This window comes from Pantoea agglomerans (assembly GCF_020149765.1).
GTDB lineage: Bacteria > Pseudomonadota > Gammaproteobacteria > Enterobacterales > Enterobacteriaceae > Pantoea > Pantoea alvi.
Window position 1 is genome coordinate 1,284,649 of record NZ_CP083809.1, and the last position, 22,487, is coordinate 1,307,135.

Below are 22,487 nucleotides of genomic sequence, written 5' to 3' on the forward strand. Positions count from 1 at the left end.
GATGATATTCTGCGCGCCTGTTGGCTATATATCCTGCCGGGCGGCGCAACGAAAATGAATAAGGCAGGCGCAGAGGTGTGATAAAACTTTATTACGGTGATAAATTAACAGGGAGAATATTCAGCGAATTAATTAACAACGCGTGCGATTATTAGCAATAAATGCCCATAAGCGGCGATGTTATTTTCAGCGCGTTAATTAACTTTACTCTCGGGGGGGGCAAGGGGCAGGTTTTGGGCAAAAAAATGCCGGACTTAACAGTCCGGCGGGAATTAGGGTAAACATCTCATTCGGGGTGAATGAAGGTAATAATGAAATAAATGATGATAGCGGGATCTATTGTATTCTCAGATGACGCATATGTTTTGTCATTCAGTGCTCAGATAAACTCAATCATAACTCTTTGAAATTAATGGACTTAAAATTGGTTTGATATTTTGTGCGATAATTTTTATCGATATGTGCTGGTTATTAGTTCCGCAAAATTTACACCTGGAAATAACTATTTCGCATTATGAAACAGATTTGGAAATTTCGTAGCATTTTCGTGATGGCTTATTGCCCTTTATAAAATAACAATGGCGTGCCGGCTGAATTTTTAAGCGTTCAGCTCGCAGTGGCAAAAATAAGGCATATAACAGAGGGCAATAAAATGAAACGTCGCGTTCTCTCCCTGATGATCCCTGCGCTGCTGGTCGCAGCGGGTTCTGCAAGCGCAGCGGAAATCTACAACAAAGACGGCAACAAATTAGACCTGTTCGGCAAAGTCGACGGTCTGCACTATTTCTCAGATAACGACGGTAATGACGGCGATCAGTCTTACCTGCGTTTCGGTTTCAAAGGCGAAACCCAGATTTCCGACCAGCTGACCGGTTACGGCCAGTGGGAATATCAGGCGGCGCTGAACACGGCGGAAAGCGAAGGCACCGCGAAAAGCTAAACGCGCGTTGGCTTCGCGGGTATCAAGTTCGGCGATGCGGGCTCATTCGACTACGGCCGTAACTACGGCGTAGCATACGACATCGGCGCATGGACCGACGTGCTGCCGGAATTTGGCGGCGACACCTATGGCGCGGACAACTTTATGTTCCAGCGCAGCAATGGCCTGGCGACCTACCGCAACTCTAATTTCTTTGGCCTGGTGGACGGCTGGAACTTCGCCGTTCAGTATCAGGGCAAAAACGACAACCCGAGCCGTGAAACCACAGGGCGCGACGTGCTGGGCGAGAACGGCGACGGCTGGGGCCTGAGCACCACTTACGATCTCGGCTCTGGCCTGGGCATCGGTGCCGCCATGTTCCAGTCTGACCGCACCAACAACCAGAACGGCGCAGCGCCGGGCATCCTGGGTCGCGGCGACAAGGCGGAAGTCTACACCGGCGGTCTGAAATATGACGCCAACAATATCTACCTGGCGGCGATGTACAGCCGTTCCTACAACGCGACCCGCTTCGGTTCGACGGATGACGCTATCTACGGTTTCGCCGACAAGGCGGATAACTGGGAGCTGGTGGCGCAGTATCAGTTCGACTTCGGCCTGCGTCCCTCTCTGGCGTTCGTGACCTCACGCGGCACCGACATTCAGAACTGGGGCAAACAGAACCTGAAAAAGTATGTTGATGTGGGCGCGACCTACTACTTCAACAAAAACATGTCCACCTACGTTGATTACCAGATCAACCTGATGGACGACAACGACTTCACCGACGCGGCAGGCATCAACACCGACGATACCGTGGCGCTGGGTCTGGTTTATCAGTTCTAAACCGCTAAGGAGCGTAGCCTGCGGGCTACGCTCCCGTTTGCAGAATCGCCGCCAGCGCGGCAGCCAGATCCGCCGTTACCGCTTCCGCCTCTTCTCCCCGCTGCGCCCGCACGATGGCGCCTTCCGCCAGTAACATAATCTGTCCGGTTTTGCCGCGTTCCGCCTGCGCCAGCCTGAGGGCTATGGCGTCCGCCATCTCTTGCTTATGGCGCCGAATCAGCGCGCCCACCTCAGGCAGGCTCTCGCCCAGCTCCGCGCTGGCGTTAATAAAGGCGCAGCCGCGAAAGTCCGCTTCGCTAAACCAGCTTTTCAGCGCGGCCGGCAGGGCGTCCCGCAGCGGCGTATTTTGCGCCAGCGCCTGCTGAAACCCCTGCATCCAGCGCTGGTGGCGCTGCTCCAGCGCCGCCGCGATCAGCTGATTTTTCGCCGGGAAGTGGCGGTAGAAGGTCACTTTGGTCACGCCCGCCTCCGCGATCACGCGATCGACGCCGGTGGCGCGGATGCCCTGCTGGTAGAAGAGTTGCTGCGCTGCGGTCAGGATACGGTCGCGGGCGGAAGCGCCAGCATCAAAAACAAGCGGAGCGAGCATAGTCAGACCTCTGAATTTTTTTAGTAGACAGAATTGTCTACATGCAGCAGAGTATTGCAAGTAGACAATCCTGTCTACCTACTCAGGAGATCACTATGCTGCTTCCTCCCTTTAACCAACAGAGCGCCACCGAAAAAGCCCGTCTGGCGGAAGATGCCTGGAACAGCCGCGATCCGCAGCGGGTGTCGCTGGTTTACACTCCCGACACGCGCTGGCGCAACCGCAGCGAAAGCGTGCAGGGCCGTGACGCAGTGGTGGCGTTTCTCAGCCGCAAGTGGGCCAGAGAGCTGGATTATCGGCTAATCAAAGAGCTATGGGCGTGGCACAACGACCGGCTGGCGGTGCGCTTTGCCTATGAATGGCATGATGACAGCGGCAACTGGTTCCGCAGTTACGGCAATGAGAACTGGCGCTTCGGCGCTGACGGCCTGATGATTGAGCGGTTCGCCTGCATTAACGACCTGCCGATAGCGGCCAGCGAACGACGCTTTCACTGGCCACTCGGCAGACGCCCGGACGATCATCCGGGGCTGAGTGAACTGGGTATGTAATTACGACTGCGGCGTCCGCCTGCGGCTTGCCGCGGGCTTCGCCTTTGGCGACGGCGGGGCGCTGCCTTCAAATCCCACCCCCGCCAGGGTAAACGCGGAAAAACTCAGCCACTGCTGCCACTGGCCAAACGTTGACGATGATTTACGCATGCTGCACCTCCCGGAAATAAACCCGGTCTAAACCGTGCAGCATTCATGCCAGTTCGATCGCTCTCACAGCCACGGATTTCCCGCCTGGTTTGCTACACTGCCGCAGCATTTTGGTGCACTGCTGCTCAACGCTGACGCGCCGCGCCCCAGGCGAGCCGTTTTTGGCGCCGCTGTTGCAGCAGCTTAACAATACTGAAAATAAATAGTCCGCCTGCGAACGCGAGAATCAGATAGATCATGGGGCCTCCTGTTATCAGCCGGTAGCCTGCCAGAGCCTGGGTCAGGCAGGGCGGGTTTACAAGCCGCTTTTGACTACTTTACTAACGACTTATGCTTTGTTTCAGGCTGGAATATAGCGTTACAGATGAGAGAAGAATGCGATACTGGAATATTCTGCTAATGACAGCGGCGCTCGGCGCCCTGAGCGCCTGCGACAGCAAAAGTTCGCAGCAGGGGATGGTGCTGGAAGGCAAAACCATGGGCACGGTGTGGCGGGTTTCGCTGGCGGGCGTCGACGCGGCGCGCAAAGCTGCGCTACAGCAGGCGATCCAGCGGCAGCTTGACGCGGACGATCGGACGCTGTCGACCTGGAAAGAGGATTCCGTGCTGTCGCGCTTTAACCGCTATCAGGGCGATGCGCCGCAGCCGATTAGCGCCGATATGGCCGATATCGTTACCGAAGCGCTGCGTATCGGCGCCAAAACCGGCGGCGCGATGGACATCACCGTGGGGCCGCTGGTGAATCTCTGGGGCTTCGGCCCGGCGAAACAGCCAGCGCACCGCCCGACGGAGGCGGAGATCGCTGCGGCGAAGGCGCAAACCGGGCTCCAGCACCTGCGCGTGGTACAGACGGTGGAAGGGCAGTGGCTGCAGAAAGATCTGCCGGGGCTCTATGTCGATCTCTCCACCATGGGCGAAGGCTACGCCACCGATCACCTGGCGCGCCTGATGGAGCGCGAAGGGATTGCCAACTATCTGGTATCGGTCGGCGGGGCGGTATTGAGCCGCGGAGAGAATGCGCAGGGCCAGGGCTGGCGCGTGGCGATCCAGAAACCCACCGACAGCGAGAACGCGGTACAGGCGCGCGTTGACCTGCAGGGGCACGGCATCAGCACATCCGGCAGCTATCGCAACTATTATGAACTGGATGGCAAACGCATTTCGCACGTCATCGATCCGGCGACCGGCCGTCCCATCGAGCATAAGCTGGTCTCCGCCACGGTGATCGCCACCACGGCGCTGGAAGCAGACGGCTGGGACACTGGCCTGATGGTGCTGGGCAGCGAAAAGGCGAAAGCGCTGGCGCTGCAGCAGCAGCTGGCGGTCTATCTTATTAGTAAAGAGGGCGATAAATTCGTCAGCTGGATGTCGCCGCAGTTCAAAGCCTTTCTTATCGACGGCAAGTAGCGGCGCAAGGGGAAATCATGCTTGATCTGTTTAGTGAAGACGCGCCGTGGCAGGAGCCGCTGGCAGAAGGGGCGGTGATCCTGCGTCGCCGCGCGCGCGATTCGGCGCCGGCGCTGATGGAGGCGCTGCTGGCGGTGGCGCAGCAGAATCCATTCCACCATCGCATTACGCCGGGCGGCCACCGCATGTCGGTGGCGATGACCAACTGCGGCGACTTCGGCTGGTCGAGCGACTCGCGCGGCTATCAGTACACCGAGCAGGACGCGGAGAACGGCCGCAAGTGGCCGCCGATGCCGCCGCTGTTTCGCCAGCTGGCGCTTGACTGCGCGCGCGAGGCGGGCTTCCCGCAGTTCAATCCCGACGCCTGCCTGATCAACCGCTACGAGCCAGGCGCCAAGCTGACGCTGCATCAGGACAAAGATGAGCGCGATCTGCGTCATCCCATCGTCTCGGTGTCGCTGGGGCTGCCGGCGGTGTTTCAGTTCGGCGGCTTCGCGCGCGGTGACGCCACCCAGCGCGTGCTGCTGGAGCATGGCGACGTCGTGGTGTGGGGCGGGCCGTCGCGCCTGCGCTATCACGGCATATTACCGCTCAAGCCCGGCGTTCACCCGCTGACCGGGGCGTTCCGCTACAACCTGACCTTTCGCCGCGCCTTCTGAGCGCGGCGCGAGTGCGAATAACTATTGCTATCATTCCGCATCGCTTTAAACTGCTGGCTGCTTTCCTGACTGCTGGACTTTTTTATGGCGTTGCTTAAGGTTGTTTTTCGCCAGTTTCGCTGGCCTTTCATTGGCGTGATCCTGCTGACGCTGCTCAGCGCCGCGCTCGGCATCGCCATGATCGCCTATATCAACAGCGAAATGATCTCGGCCATCAATACCTCTTTCTCGGTGCTGCCTGGCTTTTTGCTACAGCTGGTGCTGCTGATGGCGGTAACGCTCGCCGCCCAGCTGGCGCTGACGCTGCTGGGACACCAGTTTGTCTGGCGTCTGCGCGGCGAATTTATCAAGCGTATTCTGGATACCCGCGTCGAGCGGCTGGAGCAGATCGGCAACGCGCAGCTACTCGCCGGGCTGACCAGCGATATCCGCGCGATCACCATCGCCTTCGTGCGTCTGCCGGAGCTGATTCAGGGCATTATTATCACCCTGGGCTGCGCGCTTTATCTCGCCTGGCTCTCGCCGAAAATGCTGATGGTCTCCAGCCTGTGGATGGCGGTCACGCTGGTGGGCGGCTGGCTGCTGGTGTCGCGCGTTTATCGTCATATGGCGAAACTGCGCGAGGTCGAAGATGACCTTTATCGCGATTTTCAGACGGTGACGGAAGGGCGTAAAGAGCTGCATCTCAACCGCGAGCGCGCCCAGCTGATTTACGAAACCGTTTATCAGGAAGATGCGAACGCCTACCGTCACCATATCGTGCGCGCCGATACCTACCATCTCAGTGCGGTAAACTGGTCGAATATTATGACGCTTGGCGCTATCGGCATGGTGTTTTTCATGGCCAACAGCCTGGGCTGGGCCAATACCGCGGTGGCGGCCACCTTCTCGCTGACGCTGCTGTTCCTGCGCACGCCGCTGCTGTCGGCGGTCGGCGCGCTGCCGACGCTGCTCAGCGCCCAGGTGGCGTTTCGCAAGCTGAACGCCTTCGATCTGGCGCCCTATCAGGAGGGCTTCCATACGCTGCCGCCGCTGGCGGCGTGGCGCACGCTGGAACTGCGCGACGTTCGCTTCCACTACGGACAAAACGGCTTTGAAGTCGGGCCGATTAACCTGACGCTGCGGCGCGGCGAGCTGATATTTCTGATCGGCGGTAACGGCAGTGGCAAGTCGACGCTGGCGATGCTGCTGACCGGGCTCTATCAGCCGCACAGCGGCACGCTGCTGCTCGACGGCAAGCCGATCGGCGCGGAGGATCGCGATCGCTGGCGCAAGCACTTCTCCGCGGTGTTTACCGACGTGCATCTGTTCGATCGGCTGATTGGGCGCGAGGGCGCGCCCGCCAGTCCTCAACTGGTGCAGGCCTGGCTTGAGCGCCTGAAAATGCAGGACAAGCTGAAAATCGAAGGCAATAAAATCCTTAACCTGCAGCTGTCGAAAGGGCAGAGCAAGCGGGTAGCGCTGCTGCTGGCGGCGGCGGAAGAGCGCGACGTGCTGCTGCTGGATGAGTGGGCGGCGGATCAGGATCCCCATTTCCGCCGCGTCTTCTATCGCGAGCTGCTGCCCTGGCTGCAGGCGTCAGGCAAAACCGTGTTCGCCATCAGCCATGACGACCACTACTTTATGCATGCCGATCGCCTGCTGGAGATGCGCGAAGGCAAACTCAGCGAGCTGACCGGACGCGAGCGCGAGATGGCGACGCTGGATGCGGTGCAGCGCACCGATGCGCTTTATCAGCAGGATGAGAAAGCTTAGCGAAAAGGGTTAGTGGCATAGCGCCCACGGCAGGCGGTAAGCTGACCCCGGCAAAAACAGCGGTTTTTGCCTCCCTGGAATATTTTCTGTCGTCTTGTGTTTGTACCGGCTCAGCCCCTTTGCTCAGCCGGTTTTTTATTGCCTGCCACGGGATGGGTCAACAGCGTCAGCACCCGATCCGCCTCTAGCTGAAATTCCGCCTCCAGCCGCGTACCGGCGGCAAAGGTGGTGCTAAATGTCTGGTTCAATGCGAGCACGGCTCTGCCTGCGGCGATATCCGCCTCCAGCAGGCTCGCCTGATGGAAATCCATCGGCTGATGCAGCTGCGGCCAAAGCGCCTTATACAGGCTCTCCTTAAGCGAGAAGAGCAGCGTCGCGGCCAGCGAAAAGGGCAGCCTGAGCGCGCGCAGCTGCGCTTTTTCATCGCTGCTCATCAGCAGCGCAGCGGTCTCCTCAGCCGTGCGCAGGCTCATCACGCTTTCGATATCGACGCCAACGCAGCGCGGCTGGCGCGTTGCCGCCAGCGCCACTGCGCCGTCGGTGTGCGACAGCGAGGCCTGAAGGCCGTCTGGCCAGCGGGGAGAGCGATCGCTGTGGTTTTGCAGCAGGAAACCGGCGATGCCCATCTGGCCCATTACCTCGCGCGCCAGCCAGCGGCTGGCCAGATATTCGGCGCGGCGCTTCTTTACCGCCTGCTGCAGCGCGGGCGGAAAAGGCAGATTCCAGCGCGCGCCTAAACTGTCGTCATAGCGATCAAGGTCGAAGCGCGCCTGCGCCAGCAGGGTATTGCCACCTCGCAGATGCGCACAGCGAATGAAGCCGCCTTCGGGAGGCGGCAGAGAAATGTTCTGAGAATTCATCAGGGCCCACGGCGGCGCACAAAAGGGCATTAAAGCAGCCCGCCATGGCTGGGGCAACCGCTTAGTCGTTAGGCGGAATGGCAAAGCCCTTTACGGAAACAACGAAGTGATGGTGACCTCTGGTGATACGCGCGCCGCGCTCGCACCAGCGTGATGCCAGGCGAAAAAAATCGTCGCTGCCGATATTGTAAGCCAGTTCCACTTTGCTGACGCCTGAGTGAAGCAGTTCTTCCGCATCCTGCAGGCTCTTCGCTTTGATAACCATAGTGATATCCATCCGATATTCAGAGTCATTAAGATTAATGAACATTTATGACATTTTTGTTTCAGTAAGGTTAAAAAGCGCAGCGGTCTGTGGAATTTGTGAGAAAGATCAGAGTCGACTGCAAAAAGTTGAAAGCTGGAAGAGGAGACGCTGTCTCACCTGACGGGGAGAGATCGGCTTGCCCGGTGGGCTGCGGCCAGTAAAAAGGCCGCACGCGGCGGCCTTTGTGGGTCACTACTTCTGATCCGGTTCAGGACGTTTGTCGCCTGACTCCGGCGCATTGTTTGGATCGTCTTTTTCAATGTAATGCATAAACTCTCCTCTTTTTACCCACACACAGGTCAGTATAGACCCCTTTTTCATCCTGTGGCGAAGCGGGCGGGGTTCCGCAGCGCACTGATAAAAGCGGCGACGCGTGACATTACGCCGGTTTTCAGGGCGCTGGTGGGTTTTCGGCTATTAATGCGGAGCGTGAAAAAGGATGTTGCGCGAGCGGGGCGCCACGACTGGCAGGCATAAAAAAAGCAGCCTTAACAGGCTGCTTTAGTTGGGAATTTTGGTCGGCACGAGAGGATTTGAACCTCCGACCCCTGACACCCCATGACAGTGCGCTACCAGGCTGCGCTACGTGCCGAACAGTGGGGCTTAGTCTACTGTTTCTCTGGCGGAATGCAAGCAGCGGCCGTCTAACTGCCTCATAATTAATCAGTTAGCGATAAAACGCTTCTCTTCCGTCAGCACCTGCAGCAGTAACGCCAGCTGCGGCTTATGATCTTTCAGGGCGTTGCCCTGCGCGTCGTAAGCGCGATAGCTGCCGTTATTGTTAAGCACCAGCGTCACCCGCGGCGTCGTTACCACCAGGCGATTCTCTTCGCTGCTGGCGACCCAGTCGTGGCGACGCTGGGCGGCGAAGAGATCTTCTCCCTGCGAATAGTTCACCGGGTTGGTGCGCACGTGCAGCAGGCGCAGCATCAGCGTCGCCATCACATCCTGATGATTGGTAAGACGATCGATGGTCTGCGCAGGGGTGTCCGGCCAGTGGATGACCAGCGGAACCTGCAGGGTCGCGCGGTTGCCCACGCTGTCGAGGTTGCCATTCAGCGCCACGCCCTGCTGCGCGGTGATCACCACCACGGTATTTTTCAGCAGATCGCGCTGCTGTAGGGTGGCGAGCACATGGTGAATTTGTTCGTCAATCGATGCAGCCTGGCGCAGGTAGCTACGCTGGCGGGTTTTCACCGTGGTGCCGCTCAGATCGACGCCGTCCAGCGCCAGCCAGGAGAACCAGGGATTGCCGTCGCCTTTCTGGCCGTTCAGCCAGTTCTGCCACTGGGTGACGGTGCTGGCGTTAGGCTGGCTGTCGGTAGTGGGCAGCGTGTAGTCCGTCAGCAGCGCCTGGCGATAGAGCGGCTGGTTGAAGCCTTCCGATGAGAAAAGCCCGAACTGGTAGCCCTGCGAACTGAGCGCGCCGAGCAGCGCCGACGGCATACGCGCCGCCAGCACCCCATCCATATAGCTGGCGGAAATGCCGTAGAACAGGCCAAACAGCCCTTTTTCCGGCAGGTCGCCAGCGCTGAAGTGCTGGGTAAAGCGCACATTATCGCTGGCGAACTGATTAAGCTGCGGCAGCGCTTGCGCCATATCGCCTGCGTTCAGCGTCTTCACGGTGATCACCAGCAAATTATTGCGCGTGCCGCCGTCGCGGAAGGCGATATCGCTGAGCGGATACTGCACCGAAACCGCTTCCGGATCGCCTTGCTGGATCAGGCGCTGCTGGTAAGCCTGCGCGTCCAGCAGACCGTGGCGCTCGAGGAAGCGTCGCGCGGTCATTGGATAGGAGAGCGGCAGATTGGCGCGCTGCATGGTGATTGGGCGATAGAAGTTAGCATCGGCCCAGATATAGAGCAGATGGCTGGCAAAAAAGGCGCTGATAAACAGCGCCGCCAGCGGCTTGCCGAACGATCGCCGGTTCAGGCTGCGCAGCTTTTGCCAGCTCCAGGTGGCGAAGAGCATCTCCACGAGGAAAATCAGCGGCACGCTGATAAACATCAGCTGCCAGTCGCGCGCCATCTCGCTCTGGTCGGGGTTGATCACCAGCTCCCACACCACTGGATTAAGGTGCAGGTGGAAGCGGTTGAACACCGCGCTGTCTACCATAATCAGCGTCAGCCCGACGGTGGCGATAATCGCCGACAGGACGCGCAGCAGCCGCTGCGACATCACCACAAAGGTCAGCGGAAATATCGCCAGCAGATAGACGGCGAACACAATAAAGCTGAAGTGGCCGATCCAGCTGCTAAAGGCGTAAATGCGCCCGGCGAGCGACGCGGGCCAGTCGGCAACCACCAGATAGCGGCTGCCTAAAATCAACGCGAATAAAATATTAAACAGAGCAAACCAGTGCCCCCAACTGATCATCTGGGACACTTTTTCGCGGTAGCGCTGCCGGTTGGTTACCATATTATGCGATCAAATAGGCGATTAATGGGCGTTGTCGTCGCGCACGGAGGCCTGCAGGGCTTCCGCGAAAGAACGTGCCAGAGAACGGCGCTGCGCCGGGGCAACGTCGCTGTTGATCACGTTGGTCACCATATTCCCCAGCACCATCAGGGAAAGGTCGGTTGGCGCATTGTCTTTCTGCAGCACCTGGGCCAGTTGCGCGAGGAGTTTTTCCACGCGTTCGTCGCTGTAACGGGATGATTGTGGCATATCGTCGACTAATCTCGTTTCAAAAGGCGATATAGTACCGTAACAACAGGGTTTTTACCGCAATTTTATCGAAAGCGCATCGATCGGCTAAAGCATGGAGTTGAAAGCCGATGCGGGCGGTGTTTGAATACGCGCCTGAACTTAAAGGAGAGTCTACCATGAGTCTGGATATCGACCAGATTGCCCTGCATCAGATGATCAAGCGCGACGAGAATCAGCTTGAGCTGGTGCTGCGCGATACGCTGCTGCCCGCCAACGCCACCGTGGAAGCGATGGTAGAAGAGCTGCACCGCGTCTACAGCGCAAAAAATAAAGCCTACGGCCTGTTTAACCCGGAGAGCGAACTGGCGGAGGCGCTGCGCAACTGCCGCAAAGGCAATGACGACTTCCTGGCGTTCAGCCGCGCGGCGACCGGCCGCCTGCGCGACGAACTGGCTAAATATCCTTTCGCCGAAGGCGGGGTGGTGCTCTTTGTTCACTACCGCTATCTGGCGGTGGAGTATCTGCTGATAGCGGTGCTTAACAGCCAGCGCAGCATGCGCGTCAACGAGCAGCTCGACATCAGCAGCACGCACTATCTCGACATCAACCATGCCGATATCGTGGCGCGCATCGACCTGACCGAATGGGAGCTGACGCCGGAATCGACCCGCTATCTGACCTTCCTGCGCGGACGGGTAGGGCGCAAAGTCGCCGATTTCTTTATGGACTTCCTCGGCGCCAGCGTTGGCCTGGATACCAAAGCGCAAAACCGCGGTCTGCTGCAGGCGGTAGATGACTACTGCGCCGAGTCGGATCTGGATAAAAGCGAGCGGCAGAACTATCGCCAGCAGGTTTACAGCTACTGCAACGAACAGCTGCAGGCGGGCGAGGAGATCGCGCTGGAGGAGCTGTCGAAAGAGCTGCCGCCGCTCGGCGAAAAATCCTTTCAGGCCTTTACTCAGGAGCAGGGCTACGAGCTGGAAGAGCATTTTCCGGCGGATCGCAGCACGCTGCGCCAGCTGACTAAATTTGCCGGCAGCGGCGGCGGTCTGACGCTCAATTTTGACGCCGGGCTGCTGGGCGAGCGCGTTTTCTGGGATCCGGCCACCGATACCTTAACCATCAAAGGCACGCCGCCGAACCTGCGCGATCAGCTGCAGCGCCGCACCAGCGGCAAGTAGGCGTCAGCCAGCCAAAAAAAAACGCCGCATAAGCGGCGTTTTTTATGTCGATTCGCAGGCGATTACGCGCGTACGAAGTCGATGTGGTGCAGTTTTGGCTTGAACGGGTGACGCTGAACGGCCTGCACTTTCACGTTGGTTTCTTTACCGTCGACAACCAGAGTCAGCACGTCGGTGTAGAACCCAGGTTTAGCCTGCATGTTCATCACGGCGTCGTGATCCAGTTCGATAGAAACAGCGGCTTCGCTGCCACCATAGATGATGGCCGGGAATTTGTTCGCTGTGCGCAGGCGGCGGCTCGCACCCTTACCCTGCTCTTTACGTACTTCTGCGTTGATGGTCAACATGGTTATGTCTCTTCAATAATTCCTGCTACAGGCGACCCAGCAGCAGGCAGGTTGTTCAAAGGCGATTGCGAATGCAAAAGCGGGCGGCAGTATAGCGGTAATGGGCGAGGCGGGCAAATGATTCCGCCGCTTAGCGCAGCTCATTGGCGCGACGAAAGCGGCCCTGATAGTCGAAAAGCTTCTCGCGCACCTGCCAGAATTGCCCTTTAGCGCGCGCTACCACGAAATCGGGATGGCGCAGCAGCGGCTGCAGCGCCACCACGTCGGCCGCGGTTTGCCAGCCGAGCGGCACGCCCGGCGCGCGCTGGTGCGGGCGCATAAAGAGCTGCTCAAACGCCTTGCGCTGCGCGGGCGTGCGCAAACGGAAGCGCTCGTCAACGCTGGTGCCGTCCTCGTCGAAATAGGTCGCTTTTAGCCATTCGCCGCTATCGTCGCGGCCGTGCGTCAGCGTCATGCCGCCGCAGCGCAGCACCAGCGCGTCCTTGAGCTTCAGCGCCGCCTTCAGCATATCGTCAGGATCGACCAGTATTTTGTCGCACTGATGGCAGCGCCGCGTCGCAATATCATTTTCCGCGCCGCAGTCGGGACAGCTTTTAAACCGGAAGCGAAAATCGCACTGCTCGCGGTGGCCTTCGTCATCTTCCAGCACACCCTGACAGCGGCGGCCGAAGTGCTCAATAATCATGCCGTCTGCGGTGGTTTTGCCCCAGAAGGTGTTGGCAAAGCCGCAGGCGGGGCAGAACACCTGCACCGGCTCATTGTCGCTGGCCCCTTTCGGCGCGCCCACTTCCGGCGTAAAGAGATCGTGCGGGTTGCCGGCGTAGTCGAGGATCAGGCAGTCGGTTTTGCCCGGCGACAGGCGCAGTCCGCGGCCGACGATCTGCTGATAGAGGCTGACCGATTCGGTGGGGCGTAAAATAGCGATAAGATCGACGTGGGGCGCATCGAAGCCGGTGGTCAGCACCGCGACATTGACCAGAAACTTCAGCTGCTGCGCCTTAAAGGCGGCGATGGTCGCATCGCGCTCTTTCGCCGGCGTCTCCGCCGAAATCAGCGCGCTGTTGGCGGGCAGCAGCGTCAGGATCTCGCGCGCGTGCTCTACCGTAGAGGCAAATAGCATCACCCCGCGCCGATCTTCGGCGAACTCAAGGATCTGGCTGATGATATGCGGCGTCACGCGCTGCTGCTGCTTCAGCTCGCGGTTGAGATCCGACTCGCTAAACAACCCGTTGGCCTGCGCCGTCAGGCGGCTGAAGTCATACTGCACCACCGGCATATCGAGCCGCTCCGGCGGCACCAGAAAGCCGTGCTTGATCATGTAGCGCAGCGGCAGTTCGTAGATACAGTCGCGAAACAGCGCCTTCTCGTCGCCGCGCACCATGCCGTGATAGTGGAAGTGATAGATCCAGCCCTTGCCGAGGCGAAACGGGGTCGCCGTCAGGCCCAGCAGGCGCAGCTGCGGGTTATGCTGGCGCAGATGGGTAAAGATCTGCTGATACTGGCTGTTGTCGTCATCGCTGATGCGGTGGCACTCGTCGACAATCACCAGCGAAAAGGCGCTGTCGAACTGCGCCAGATTGCGCGCGACCGACTGCACGCTGCCGAATACCACCTTGCGCTGGCTCTCTTTGCGCTGCAGGCCGGCGGCGAAGATATCCGCTTCCAGGCCGTAGGCCTGATATTTGCTGTGGTTCTGCTCCACCAGCTCTTTAACGTGCGCCAGTACCAGCACGCGGCCGCGCGCCAGCCGCGCCAGCTCGGCGATCACCAGGCTTTTGCCGGCGCCGGTAGGCAGCACAATCACCGCCGGCTCGGCGTGTTGACGAAAATGGTTAAGGGTCGCGTTAACCGCGTCTTGCTGATAGGGACGTAGAGTAAAAGCCATTGCCGATCACTTTTGCGAAACTGAGCGAGATTATGCCATGAAAATGGATGAAACGCAGGAACGGCTCTGTGCGGCAGCGGTGGTTCAAGATATACTTCCCATACTTTTTCAACGGGTAAAACCCCGTTTCAGTTTCCCTCCGCAGTAACAGGCAAAGCGAATTCATGCGACTCGACAAATTCATCTCTCAGCAACTGGAAGTCAGCCGGGCTATCGCCGGGCGTGAGATCCGGGCGCAAAAAGTCACCGTTAACGGCGAAGTGGTACGCGACACCGCCTTTAAAATCCAGCCCGAGCATGAGGTGGAATATGATGGCAATCCGCTGCATCTGCAGGTTGGGCCGCGCTACTTTATGCTGAACAAGCCGCAGGGCTATGTCTGCTCCACCGACGATCCCGATCACCCGACTATCCTCTACTTTATCGAAGAGCCAACCGCGTGGAAGCTGCACGCCGCGGGCCGTCTCGATATCGACACCACCGGGCTGGTGCTGCTGACCGATGACGGCCAGTGGTCACACCGCATTACCTCGCCGCGCCACCACTGCGAGAAAACCTACCGCGTGATGCTGGAGCATCCCGTCGCCGCGGATGTGGCGCAGCAGTTCGCCGAGGGTATTCAGCTGCACGGCGAAAAATCGCTTACCCAGCCGGCGCAAATGGAAGAAATTACGCCGACCGAGGTGCTGCTGACCCTTAGCGAAGGGCGCTATCATCAGGTAAAGCGCATGTTTGCCGCCGTTGGCAACCGCGTGGTCGGGCTGCACCGCGAGCGCATCGGCGATATCGTGCTGGATGCGGATCTAGAGCCGGGCGAATATCGTCCGCTGACGGAAGATGAAATTAACAGCGTTGGGCTGCCCGACGAGTTAAAGCAGAAATAGCGGAGCGGCCGTGCGCAAGGAAAAAAATTCAGCTGCGGGACTGGTGGTGATTCTGGGATTGCTGGCGATGCTGATGCCGCTTTCCATCGATATGTATCTGCCCGCGATGCCGCAGATCGCCCGCGAATTCGGCGTGGCGGCGGGCAGCGTGCAGATGACCCTTAACCTCTATATCCTGGGATTCGCCATCGGCCAGCTGGTATATGGCCCGCTGGCGGACAGCTACGGCCGCAAGCCGGTGATCGTGCTCGGCACGCTGATCTTCGCCTGCGCGGCGGCGGCCTGCGCGCTGGCGCAGACCATCGACCAGCTGATTCTGATGCGCTTTCTGCACGGCCTTTCCGCAGCGGCGGCCAGCGTGGTGATTAACGCCCTGATGCGCGACAGCTACTCGAAAGAGGACTTCTCGCGCATGATGTCGTTTGTCATGCTGATCACCACCATCGCGCCGCTGCTGGCGCCGATTATCGGCGGCTGGCTGCTGCTGGCGTGGGACTGGCACGCGATTTTCTGGACGCTCTCGATCGCCGCCCTGATCACTACCGTGATGGTGATGACGCAGATCCGCGAGACGCTCAGGCCGGAGCAGCGCCAGCGTTTTCACCTGCGCACCATGCTGGGCAATTTCGTTACGCTGTTTCGCCACAAGCGCGCCTTTAGCTATATGCTGGCGAGCGGCTTCTCCTTTGCCGGGCTGTTTACCTTTCTCAACGCCGGTCCTTTTGTCTATATCGAGGTGAACCACGTTTCGCCGCAGAACTTCGGCTACTACTTTGCGCTGAACGTGGTGTTTCTGTTTGTGATGACGCTGATCAACAGCCGGGCGGTGCGCCGCTTTGGTCCGCTGGCGATGTTTCGCACCGGGCTGGTGATTCAGTTTGCCATGGGGATCTGGCTGCTGGCGGTGAGCGCGCTGCATATGGGGTTTATTCCCATGGTGCTGGGCGTCGCGATGTTTATCGGCTGCGTGTCGATGGTCTCCTCCAACGCCATGGCGGTGATCCTCGATGAGTTTCCCCATATGGCGGGCACCGCGTCGTCGCTGGCGGGGACGCTGCGGTTTGGCGTCGGCGCGCTGGTTGGCGCGCTGCTGTCGACCGCCACCTTTAACAGCGCCTGGCCGATGGTCGGCACCATCGCGGCGTGCGCCACATGTTCGATGCTTTTCTTTTTGTACGCCTCACGTCCTCGCGCGACCGGACACTAACCCGGTCCTGGCCCGCTAACGGACGCACCTCAGGGATGAGGTGCGCAGCAAAAATCCCTTTTTCCGCTCCGCTCCCCTGTATTCAGTCCAGTATGTTTCTTAGTTGTGAATATTAATGATTAAGAAAGTAACGAAAATGCGTCTAAACTGATTGTTAACTGTCGATGAACGCGGTACTAATAGGCCAAAATGCGAGCCGACTCGCAAATAACAATCTTTCCACACGTCGTATATTGGGAAACGAGAGAGCAGGCCTTGACGTCCGTTTCTGCCGTTTAGCAGCAACAGCAAGCGTTGTTCATCGTGACCGAAGTGAATCGCTCTGGGGATACCAATTAACTATGCTGCAACTTTCCATCGTGCACCGCCTGCCGCAGCGCTATCGCTGGGCCAGCGAGCTACATAGCGCCATTGTGGCGGAAGAGGGCGTCGCCAATGAGCAGGATCTTATTGCGCTGCGCCTGATTAGCCACGACGGACATCCCGGCTGGGAGATTATGCATCAGCTGCAGGACGCGCTGGCGTCGATTCAGGTGGAGTGCCGGGTGGCCGAATGCGAAGGCTCGCCCTGTCTCTTTATCCTGCGCAGCGACGAAAGCGCCACCAGCTGCTGCCTGAAAAACCAGGGCGTAGCGATCGCGGAAACCTTCAACGGTCACTGAGCTGCGCCGAGGCGAGCAGCTCACGCGTATAGCCTGCGGCAGGCGCGGCGAACAGCGTCTCGCAGTCGCCATGCTCCACCACTTCGCCCTGGCGCAGCACCATCACCTGATGGCAGAGCGAGCGCACCACCTGAAGATCGTGACTGATAAAAAGATAGGTCAGCTGACGCTGCTGCTGAAGGCTGCGCAACAGCGTCAGGATCTGTTTCTGCACCGAGCGATCCAGCGATGAGGTCGGCTCATCCAGCACCAGCAGCTGCGGCTCCAGCACCAGCGCACGCGCAATGGCGATCCGCTGCCGCTGACCGCCGGAGAACTCCGCCGCATAGCGGTGACGGCTCTCCGCGTCCAGACCCACTTCCTCCATCGCCGCGATAACGCGCGCCTGCTGTTCGGCAGCGCTGAGATCGGGCTGATGCACCGCCAGCCCCTCGGCGATAATCTGCTGCACCGTCATACGCGGATTGAGCGAGGAGTTGGGATCCTGAAACACCACCTGAATGCGGCGGCGCAGCGGCAACAGCTCGCGGCGCGACAGCGCGTGCAGCGGCTGGCCGTCAAACCAGATTTCGCCCTGCGCGGCAATTAGCCGCAGCAGCGCCAGGCCGGTGGTGCTTTTGCCGGAGCCCGATTCGCCCACCAGCCCCAGACTCTCGCCGCGCCGCAGCGTAAAGCTGAGGTTGCTGACGGCGACCTTTTCCGCCACCTGCCGCCTGAAAAGGCCGCGCCGCACCGGGAAACCGACGCGCAGGTTGCGCACCTGCAACAGCGGCGGCGCGTCGTCGCGCAGCGGCACGGCGCGGCCTTCCGGCTCCGCCGCCAGCAGCTGGCGCGTATAGGGATGCTGCGGCTGGCTGAAAAGCAGGCGGCTGCTGCTCTGCTCGACGATATTGCCCTGACGCATCACGCTGACCTTATCCGCCAGCTGCCGCACGATGCCTAAATCATGGGTAATAAACAGCATGGCCATATTGCGTTCGCGCTGCAGATCGCGCAGCAGCCGCAGAATTTGCGCCTGAACGGTGACGTCGAGTGCGGTGGTCGGCTCGTCGGCAATCAGCAGCGAGGGTTCGGTCAGCAGCGCCATGGCGATCATCACGCGCTGGCGCTCGCCGCCCGAGAGCTGATGAGGAAAGTCATTCAGCCGCGCGGCGGCGCTACGGATGCCGACCCGATCGAGAGCGCTGAGGATCTCCCCGCGCGCCGCCTCGCGCCGCATACCGCGATGCAGTGAGAGCACTTCGTAAAGCTGCTTTTCGAGGGTGTGCAGCGGGTTAAGGGAAACCATCGGCTCCTGAAAAATCATCGCCATCTGGTTGCCGCGCAGCGCGCGCAGCCGCCGCTCGCCGACGCGCAGCAGATCCTCGCCGTTAAAGATAATTTCGCCGGTGGGATAGCTCGCCGGCGGCGCGGGCAGCAGCTGCATCGTCGCAAGCGCCGTCACGCTCTTGCCCGAGCCCGACTCGCCCACCAGCGCCAGGGTTTCGCCCGCGTCGACGCTCAGGGAAACATCCTCTACCACATTGCGCGTGACGCCGCCGCGGGTAAAGGCGACGGAAAGATGATGAATAGCAAGCAGCGACATAATCAGACCCCTCTGGCCGGATCGAAGGCGTCGCGTACCGCTTCGCCAATAAAGATCAGCAGCGACAGCAGGATCGCCAGCGTAAAGAAGCCCGCCAGCCCCAGCCAGGGCGCCTGCAGGTTATTTTTGCCCTGCAGCAGCAGCTCGCCGAGCGACGGCGATCCCACCGGCAGACCAAAGCCGAGAAAGTCGAGCGAGGTCAGCGTGGTAATCGATCCGCACAGAATAAAGGGCAGAAAGGTGAGGGTGGCGACCATCGCATTAGGCAGCATATGCCGCAGCATAATGCGTCCGTCGCTCACCCCCAGCGCCCGCGCGGCGCGGATATAGTCGAAGTTGCGCGTGCGCAGAAACTCGGCGCGCACCACGCTCACCAGCCCCATCCAGCCGAAAATCACCGTCACCAGCAGCAGCCACCAGAAGTCAGGCTGGATCACGCTGGAGAGCAGGATCAGCAAAAACAGCGCGGGCATGCCGGACCAGACCTCAATCACGCGCTGGCCGATCAGATCGACGCGGCCGCCGAAATAGCCCTGCACGGCGCCGACGATAATGCCGATAACGCTGGAAAACAGCGTTAGCAAGATGCCGAACAGCAGCGAAATGCGCGTGCCGTAAAGCAGGCGCGCCAGCACGTCGCCGCCGCTGGCGTCGGTGCCCAGCCAGTTCTGCGCCGAGGGCGGCGAAGGGAAGGGGGTCGAGGTGGCGAAGTTAATGGTGCTGTCGCTAAAGCGGATCGGCGCCCACAGCGCCCAGCCCTGCTGCTCCAGCCTTTTTTGCAGCCAGGGATCCTGATAGTCCGCCGCGGTGGGCAGCGCGCCGCCAAAGTCGCTTTCGCTGTAGCTCACCAGCAGCGGCACGTACCAGTGCTGCTGGTAGCGCACCAGCAGCGGCTTATCGTTGGCCAGCAGATCGGCACCGAGCGACAGCAGGAAAATCACCAGAAAAATCCACAGCGACCAGTAGCCGCGTCGGTTGTGGCGGAAACGCAGCCAGCGCTGCTGATTAACGGGAGACAAGCGCATCAGCGGCCCTCGAAATCGATACGGGGATCGACCAGCGTGTAGGTCAGGTCGCTGAGGATATTCATCAGCAGACCGATCAGGGTAAAAATATAGAGCGTGCCGAACATCACCGGATAGTCGCGCTGGATGGTGGCGTCATAGCCCAGCAGGCCCAGGCCGTTCAGCGAGAACATCACCTCGATCAGCACCGAGCTGGTAAAAAACATGCTGATAAAGGTGGCGGGGAAGCTGGCGATCACCAGCAGCATGGCGTTACGGAACACATGGTGATAGAGGATGCGCCGCTCGCTCACCCCTTTGGCGCGCGCCGTCACCACATACTGCTTGCGGATCTCATCGAGAAAGCTGTTTTTGGTCAGCATGGTCAGGGTGGCAAAACCGCCAATTACCGTCGCCAGCACCGGCAGGCTGATGTGCCACAGGTAATCGCCGATCTTGCCGTACCAGGAGAGGGAGTCAAACTGCGGCGAGGTAAGGCCGCGCAGGGGAAACCAGTCAAGATAGCTGCCGCCAGCGAACAGCACGATCAGCATGATACCGAACAGGAAGGCAGGCACCGAGTAGCCGATGATAATAAAGGTGCTGCTCCAGATGTCGAAGGCGCTGCCGTTGCGCACCGCTTTTTTAATGCCCAGCGGAATCGACACCAGATAGATAATCAGCGTGCTCCATAGCCCAAGGCTGATGGAGACCGGCAGGCTCTCTTTTATCAGCTGCAGTACCGATGCGCTGCGGAACAGGCTGTCGCCGAAGTCGAAGCGCACATAGTTCCACAGCATCTCCACGTAGCGCTGCCATATCGGCTTGTCAAAGCCGTAGCGCTTTTTGATTTCGGCGATCACTTCTGGATCGAGGCCGCGCGCCCCCCGGTACTCGCTGTCGCCCGGGCCGGCGCGGTTGAGCGCGCCGCGTGCGCCGCTCTCGCCGCCGCCTGGCAGACCGGTGGTCTGGCCGAACTGAATGTTAGCCAGCGCCTGATCGACCGGGCCGCCGGGAGCGATCTGCACGATAAAGAAGTTCAGCGTAATAATCGCCCACAGCGTGGGGATAATTAACAGCAGTCTGCGCAAGAAATAGGCGGCCAACTCAGGCTCCTCAGCGTCGTTCGGCCGGCAAACGCGCGGCTTTGTTCACGTCATACCACCAGTTTTCCAGCCCGCTGGCGTAGAGGGGCTTAATGGCGGGATGGGAGAATTTATTCCACCAGGCGATACGATCTTCCGCGTTGTACCACATCGGGATCATATACGCATTCCACAGCAGGATGCGATCCAGCGCCTGGCCCAGCGGCAGCAGCGCCGCCTTGTCGCCCTGATGCGCCACAATCGCTTTAACGAAGTGATCGACCAGCGGATCTTTCAGCCGCGCGCTGTTCCAGGATGAGTCGATATAGTCGGACTGCCAGCTGAACTGCAGATCGGAGCCGGGCGTCGGCATGGCCTGATAGATTCTGGCGATCATATCGTAATCGCCTTCGCGCAGCCGGCGCAGATACTGGGACGCGTCCACCACGCGCAGCGTCAGGCTGATGCCGAGCCGCGACAGATTATGCTGCAGCGGCAGCGCCCAGTCGTTGCTGGCGCCGCTGCGCAGCAGCAGTTCGATGCGCAGCGGCTGGCCGGTCTGATCGTTAACCAGCTGCTGATTTTTTACCTGCCAGCCCGCCTGCCGCAGCAGATCCAGCGCCTTCAGCAGATTCGCCCGATCGTAGCCGCTGCCGTCGGTGTGCGGCGGCGCGTAGGGCGTGGTAAAGATTTCGGGCGGCAGCTTATCCTTAAAGGGAGCCAGCAGCGCCCTCTGCGCCGCGTCCGGCAGCCCCTGCGCGGCATATTCGGTATTCTGAAAATAGCTGGTGACTCGCTTATAGGCGCCGTAAAACAGCGCCTTATTCATCCACTCAAAGTCGAGCGCCAGCGTCAGCGCCTGGCGCACCCGACGGTCGCGGAACGGCGCCTTTTCATTGTTGATGGCCAGCCAGGTGGTATTGGTCGACGCCTGGTTGGGCGTGGTCTCTTTGATGATCTGCTGATTGTCGAAGTTACGGCCGCGATACTGGGTCGCCCACTTTTTGGCGGAGCCCTCTTCGCGCAGGTCGAAGGCGCCCGCCTTAAAGGCTTCAAAGGCCACGTTATCGTCAAGGTAGTAGTCGTAGCGCAGGGTGTCGAAGTTAAAGCGGCCGCGGTTCACCGGCAGATCCGCCGCCCAGTAGTTTTTTACCCGGCTGTACTCGATGTACTGACCCAGCTTATAGCGGCTGATGCGGTAAGGGCCGCTGGAGAGCGGCGGCGCGCTCAGCGGCTCGTTGAATTTTTTATCCTGCCAAAAGCGCTGCGACAGTACCGGCAGCGTCAGCAGCCCCAGCATCAAATCCCGGTCAGGCTTCGGCAGATCGATGCGCACCCGCTGGTTGTCCAGCGCCTTTACCGTCGCACCGCGATAAACGACGCGAAACTGCGGCACGCCTTCGCGCATAAACTTATCGAAGGTAAAGGCGACGTCGGGCGCGGTGATGGGCGTGCCGTCGTGGAACCGCGCGCGTGGATTGAGGCGAATCTCCATCCAGCGGAAGTTGTCGGCATAGCGCGCCGACTCGGCGATAAGGGGATAGTAGCTGCCCGGCTCGTCGTCGGAGGAGGTAAATAAGCGATCGTAGAGCGTCTCGGTGCCCGCGCCGGGATTGCCGCGCGAGGCGTAGCGGTTAAAGTTATCGTACGTGCCTGTTACCGCCTGAGTAAGCTGGCCGCCTTTTGGCGCGGCGGGATCCGCATAGTCGAAGTGGCTGAAGCCGGGCGCATATTTCGGCTCGCCCAGCGTGGCGAAGGCGCGGCTTTCCTGCACCACTTCCGCGCGCAGCGGCGCGCAAAGGGCCATAAACAGCAGCAGCGATATCAGGCGAAACAGCATCAAATTCTCGTTCTCCCGTGGTCATTCGCAGGAAGCGTAGCAGCTTCCGGGGCGGGGCGCCCGGCTATCCCGCCAGCGTTGCCAGGCTGCGGCTGCGGTAATAGTCAATCAGCCG

The 22,487-nt window shown here is 59.9% G+C and carries 20 protein-coding genes, 1 tRNA gene and 1 pseudogene; 9 read left to right on the plus strand and 13 right to left on the minus strand.

Features of this window, described 5'->3' with window-relative positions:
- Window positions 1-652: 652 nt before the first annotated feature.
- Window positions 653-1,765 (plus strand): annotated as a pseudogene (gene ompC, locus LB453_RS08760) (porin OmpC).
- A 25-nt stretch (window positions 1,766-1,790) separates the two neighbouring features.
- On the opposite strand, the gene LB453_RS08765 reads toward ompC, so the two are convergent.
- Window positions 1,791-2,354 carry a TetR/AcrR family transcriptional regulator gene (locus tag LB453_RS08765; protein WP_103794136.1) on the minus strand — a complete coding sequence of 188 codons (564 nt, stop codon included), beginning with the start codon at window positions 2,352-2,354 and terminating at the stop codon, window positions 1,791-1,793.
- 95 nt (window positions 2,355-2,449) lie between these two features.
- Here LB453_RS08765 and LB453_RS08770 point away from each other — a divergent pair, with 95 nt between their 5' ends.
- Entirely contained in the window at window positions 2,450-2,905 is a 456-nt protein-coding gene (locus LB453_RS08770) for a DUF1348 family protein (RefSeq protein ID WP_199187280.1), read from the plus strand.
- Here LB453_RS08770 and LB453_RS08775 read toward each other — a convergent pair whose 3' ends face one another.
- The gene (locus LB453_RS08775; protein ID WP_199187279.1) at window positions 2,906-3,055 is read right to left on the minus strand and encodes a hypothetical protein; all 150 of its coding nucleotides are present in this window, start codon (window positions 3,053-3,055) and stop codon (window positions 2,906-2,908) included.
- A 375-nt stretch (window positions 3,056-3,430) separates the two neighbouring features.
- On the opposite strand from LB453_RS08775, the gene apbE reads away from it, so the two are divergent.
- From apbE to LB453_RS08795, 3 genes are all read left to right on the plus strand, one after another.
- On the plus strand, window positions 3,431-4,462 hold the full coding sequence (apbE, locus tag LB453_RS08785; protein ID WP_103794135.1) for an FAD:protein FMN transferase ApbE: 1,032 nt from the start codon (window positions 3,431-3,433) through the stop codon (window positions 4,460-4,462).
- A gap of 17 nt (window positions 4,463-4,479) precedes the next feature.
- Window positions 4,480-5,121, plus strand: a complete 642-nt coding sequence (gene alkB, locus LB453_RS08790; RefSeq protein ID WP_103794134.1) for a DNA oxidative demethylase AlkB — start codon at window positions 4,480-4,482, stop codon at window positions 5,119-5,121.
- A gap of 84 nt (window positions 5,122-5,205) precedes the next feature.
- Window positions 5,206-6,876, plus strand: coding sequence for a multidrug ABC transporter permease/ATP-binding protein (locus tag LB453_RS08795; RefSeq protein ID WP_103794133.1), 1,671 nt, complete (start codon window positions 5,206-5,208; stop codon window positions 6,874-6,876).
- Window positions 6,877-6,986: 110 nt separating this feature from the next.
- Here LB453_RS08795 and LB453_RS08800 read toward each other — a convergent pair whose 3' ends face one another.
- From LB453_RS08800 to LB453_RS08820, 5 genes are all read right to left on the minus strand, one after another.
- The gene (locus LB453_RS08800) at window positions 6,987-7,736 is read right to left on the minus strand and encodes a 4'-phosphopantetheinyl transferase (RefSeq protein ID WP_103794439.1); all 750 of its coding nucleotides are present in this window, start codon (window positions 7,734-7,736) and stop codon (window positions 6,987-6,989) included.
- Between the two features lie 61 nt (window positions 7,737-7,797).
- Window positions 7,798-8,001: a hypothetical protein gene (locus LB453_RS08805; protein WP_103794438.1), complete on the minus strand. Its 204-nt coding sequence runs from the start codon at window positions 7,999-8,001 to the stop codon at window positions 7,798-7,800.
- A 557-nt stretch (window positions 8,002-8,558) separates the two neighbouring features.
- Window positions 8,559-8,635 (minus strand) — tRNA-Pro (locus tag LB453_RS08810).
- 71 nt (window positions 8,636-8,706) lie between these two features.
- The gene (gene yejM / locus LB453_RS08815) at window positions 8,707-10,461 is read right to left on the minus strand and encodes an LPS biosynthesis-modulating metalloenzyme YejM (protein ID WP_103794132.1); all 1,755 of its coding nucleotides are present in this window, start codon (window positions 10,459-10,461) and stop codon (window positions 8,707-8,709) included.
- A gap of 21 nt (window positions 10,462-10,482) precedes the next feature.
- The gene (locus LB453_RS08820) at window positions 10,483-10,710 is read right to left on the minus strand and encodes a YejL family protein (protein WP_033750387.1); all 228 of its coding nucleotides are present in this window, start codon (window positions 10,708-10,710) and stop codon (window positions 10,483-10,485) included.
- A 158-nt stretch (window positions 10,711-10,868) separates the two neighbouring features.
- On the opposite strand from LB453_RS08820, the gene yejK reads away from it, so the two are divergent.
- On the plus strand, window positions 10,869-11,873 hold the full coding sequence (gene yejK, locus LB453_RS08825; protein ID WP_103794131.1) for a nucleoid-associated protein YejK: 1,005 nt from the start codon (window positions 10,869-10,871) through the stop codon (window positions 11,871-11,873).
- 62 nt (window positions 11,874-11,935) lie between these two features.
- On the opposite strand, the gene rplY is transcribed toward yejK, so the two are convergent.
- Both rplY and LB453_RS08835 read right to left on the minus strand, forming a co-directional pair.
- Complete coding sequence (gene rplY, locus LB453_RS08830) at window positions 11,936-12,220, minus strand: 50S ribosomal protein L25 (RefSeq protein WP_103794130.1); 285 nt, start codon at window positions 12,218-12,220, stop codon at window positions 11,936-11,938.
- A 130-nt stretch (window positions 12,221-12,350) separates the two neighbouring features.
- The gene (locus tag LB453_RS08835) at window positions 12,351-14,105 is read right to left on the minus strand and encodes a DEAD/DEAH box helicase (RefSeq protein WP_103794129.1); all 1,755 of its coding nucleotides are present in this window, start codon (window positions 14,103-14,105) and stop codon (window positions 12,351-12,353) included.
- 164 nt (window positions 14,106-14,269) lie between these two features.
- On the opposite strand from LB453_RS08835, the gene rsuA reads away from it, so the two are divergent.
- The 3 genes from rsuA (at window position 14,270) to LB453_RS08850 (ending at window position 16,858) form a co-directional block, all read left to right on the plus strand.
- Entirely contained in the window at window positions 14,270-14,989 is a 720-nt protein-coding gene (rsuA, locus tag LB453_RS08840) for a 16S rRNA pseudouridine(516) synthase RsuA (RefSeq protein ID WP_103794128.1), read from the plus strand.
- A gap of 10 nt (window positions 14,990-14,999) precedes the next feature.
- Window positions 15,000-16,196 (plus strand): Bcr/CflA family multidrug efflux MFS transporter, encoded by a 1,197-nt coding sequence (locus LB453_RS08845; RefSeq protein ID WP_103794127.1) that lies wholly within the window; start codon window positions 15,000-15,002, stop codon window positions 16,194-16,196.
- A gap of 341 nt (window positions 16,197-16,537) precedes the next feature.
- Complete coding sequence (locus LB453_RS08850) at window positions 16,538-16,858, plus strand: hypothetical protein (RefSeq protein ID WP_033750373.1); 321 nt, start codon at window positions 16,538-16,540, stop codon at window positions 16,856-16,858.
- On the opposite strand, the gene yejF is transcribed toward LB453_RS08850, so the two are convergent.
- Genes yejF through LB453_RS08870 form a run of 4 tightly spaced genes read right to left on the minus strand, consistent with a single transcriptional unit; the run spans window position 16,845 to window position 22,372 of the window.
- Entirely contained in the window at window positions 16,845-18,443 is a 1,599-nt protein-coding gene (gene yejF, locus LB453_RS08855) for a microcin C ABC transporter ATP-binding protein YejF (protein WP_103794126.1), read from the minus strand. The two genes, LB453_RS08850 and yejF, sit on opposite strands and share 14 nt — an antisense overlap.
- Window positions 18,444-18,445: 2 nt before the next feature.
- On the minus strand, window positions 18,446-19,468 hold the full coding sequence (locus tag LB453_RS08860) for an ABC transporter permease (protein WP_103794125.1): 1,023 nt from the start codon (window positions 19,466-19,468) through the stop codon (window positions 18,446-18,448).
- A complete protein-coding gene (locus LB453_RS08865; RefSeq protein WP_103794124.1) occupies window positions 19,468-20,553 on the minus strand; it encodes a microcin C ABC transporter permease YejB in 1,086 nt (361 codons plus the stop codon). Before LB453_RS08865 ends, LB453_RS08860 begins: the two co-directional genes overlap by 1 nt.
- A 10-nt stretch (window positions 20,554-20,563) precedes the next feature.
- On the minus strand, window positions 20,564-22,372 hold the full coding sequence (locus LB453_RS08870; protein WP_103794123.1) for an extracellular solute-binding protein: 1,809 nt from the start codon (window positions 22,370-22,372) through the stop codon (window positions 20,564-20,566).
- Window positions 22,373-22,487 lie beyond the last annotated feature (115 nt).

What these genes read in the sequence shown, in the direction of transcription:
- LB453_RS08765 (WP_103794136.1), bottom strand. Translation starts at nt 2,354, where the DNA reads ATGCTCGCTCCGCTTGTTTTTGATGCTGGCGCTTCCGCCCGCGACCGT.
- LB453_RS08770 (WP_199187280.1), top strand. Translation starts at nt 2,450, where the DNA reads ATGCTGCTTCCTCCCTTTAACCAACAGAGCGCCACCGAAAAAGCCCGT.
- LB453_RS08775 (WP_199187279.1), bottom strand. Translation starts at nt 3,055, where the DNA reads ATGCGTAAATCATCGTCAACGTTTGGCCAGTGGCAGCAGTGGCTGAGT.
- apbE (WP_103794135.1), top strand. Translation starts at nt 3,431, where the DNA reads ATGCGATACTGGAATATTCTGCTAATGACAGCGGCGCTCGGCGCCCTG.
- alkB (WP_103794134.1), top strand. Translation starts at nt 4,480, where the DNA reads ATGCTTGATCTGTTTAGTGAAGACGCGCCGTGGCAGGAGCCGCTGGCA.
- LB453_RS08795 (WP_103794133.1), top strand. Translation starts at nt 5,206, where the DNA reads ATGGCGTTGCTTAAGGTTGTTTTTCGCCAGTTTCGCTGGCCTTTCATT.
- LB453_RS08800 (WP_103794439.1), bottom strand. Translation starts at nt 7,736, where the DNA reads ATGAATTCTCAGAACATTTCTCTGCCGCCTCCCGAAGGCGGCTTCATT.
- LB453_RS08805 (WP_103794438.1), bottom strand. Translation starts at nt 8,001, where the DNA reads ATGGTTATCAAAGCGAAGAGCCTGCAGGATGCGGAAGAACTGCTTCAC.
- yejM (WP_103794132.1), bottom strand. Translation starts at nt 10,461, where the DNA reads ATGGTAACCAACCGGCAGCGCTACCGCGAAAAAGTGTCCCAGATGATC.
- LB453_RS08820 (WP_033750387.1), bottom strand. Translation starts at nt 10,710, where the DNA reads ATGCCACAATCATCCCGTTACAGCGACGAACGCGTGGAAAAACTCCTC.
- yejK (WP_103794131.1), top strand. Translation starts at nt 10,869, where the DNA reads ATGAGTCTGGATATCGACCAGATTGCCCTGCATCAGATGATCAAGCGC.
- rplY (WP_103794130.1), bottom strand. Translation starts at nt 12,220, where the DNA reads ATGTTGACCATCAACGCAGAAGTACGTAAAGAGCAGGGTAAGGGTGCG.
- LB453_RS08835 (WP_103794129.1), bottom strand. Translation starts at nt 14,105, where the DNA reads ATGGCTTTTACTCTACGTCCCTATCAGCAAGACGCGGTTAACGCGACC.
- rsuA (WP_103794128.1), top strand. Translation starts at nt 14,270, where the DNA reads ATGCGACTCGACAAATTCATCTCTCAGCAACTGGAAGTCAGCCGGGCT.
- LB453_RS08850 (WP_033750373.1), top strand. Translation starts at nt 16,538, where the DNA reads ATGCTGCAACTTTCCATCGTGCACCGCCTGCCGCAGCGCTATCGCTGG.
- yejF (WP_103794126.1), bottom strand. Translation starts at nt 18,443, where the DNA reads ATGTCGCTGCTTGCTATTCATCATCTTTCCGTCGCCTTTACCCGCGGC.
- LB453_RS08860 (WP_103794125.1), bottom strand. Translation starts at nt 19,468, where the DNA reads ATGCGCTTGTCTCCCGTTAATCAGCAGCGCTGGCTGCGTTTCCGCCAC.
- LB453_RS08870 (WP_103794123.1), bottom strand. Translation starts at nt 22,372, where the DNA reads ATGCTGTTTCGCCTGATATCGCTGCTGCTGTTTATGGCCCTTTGCGCG.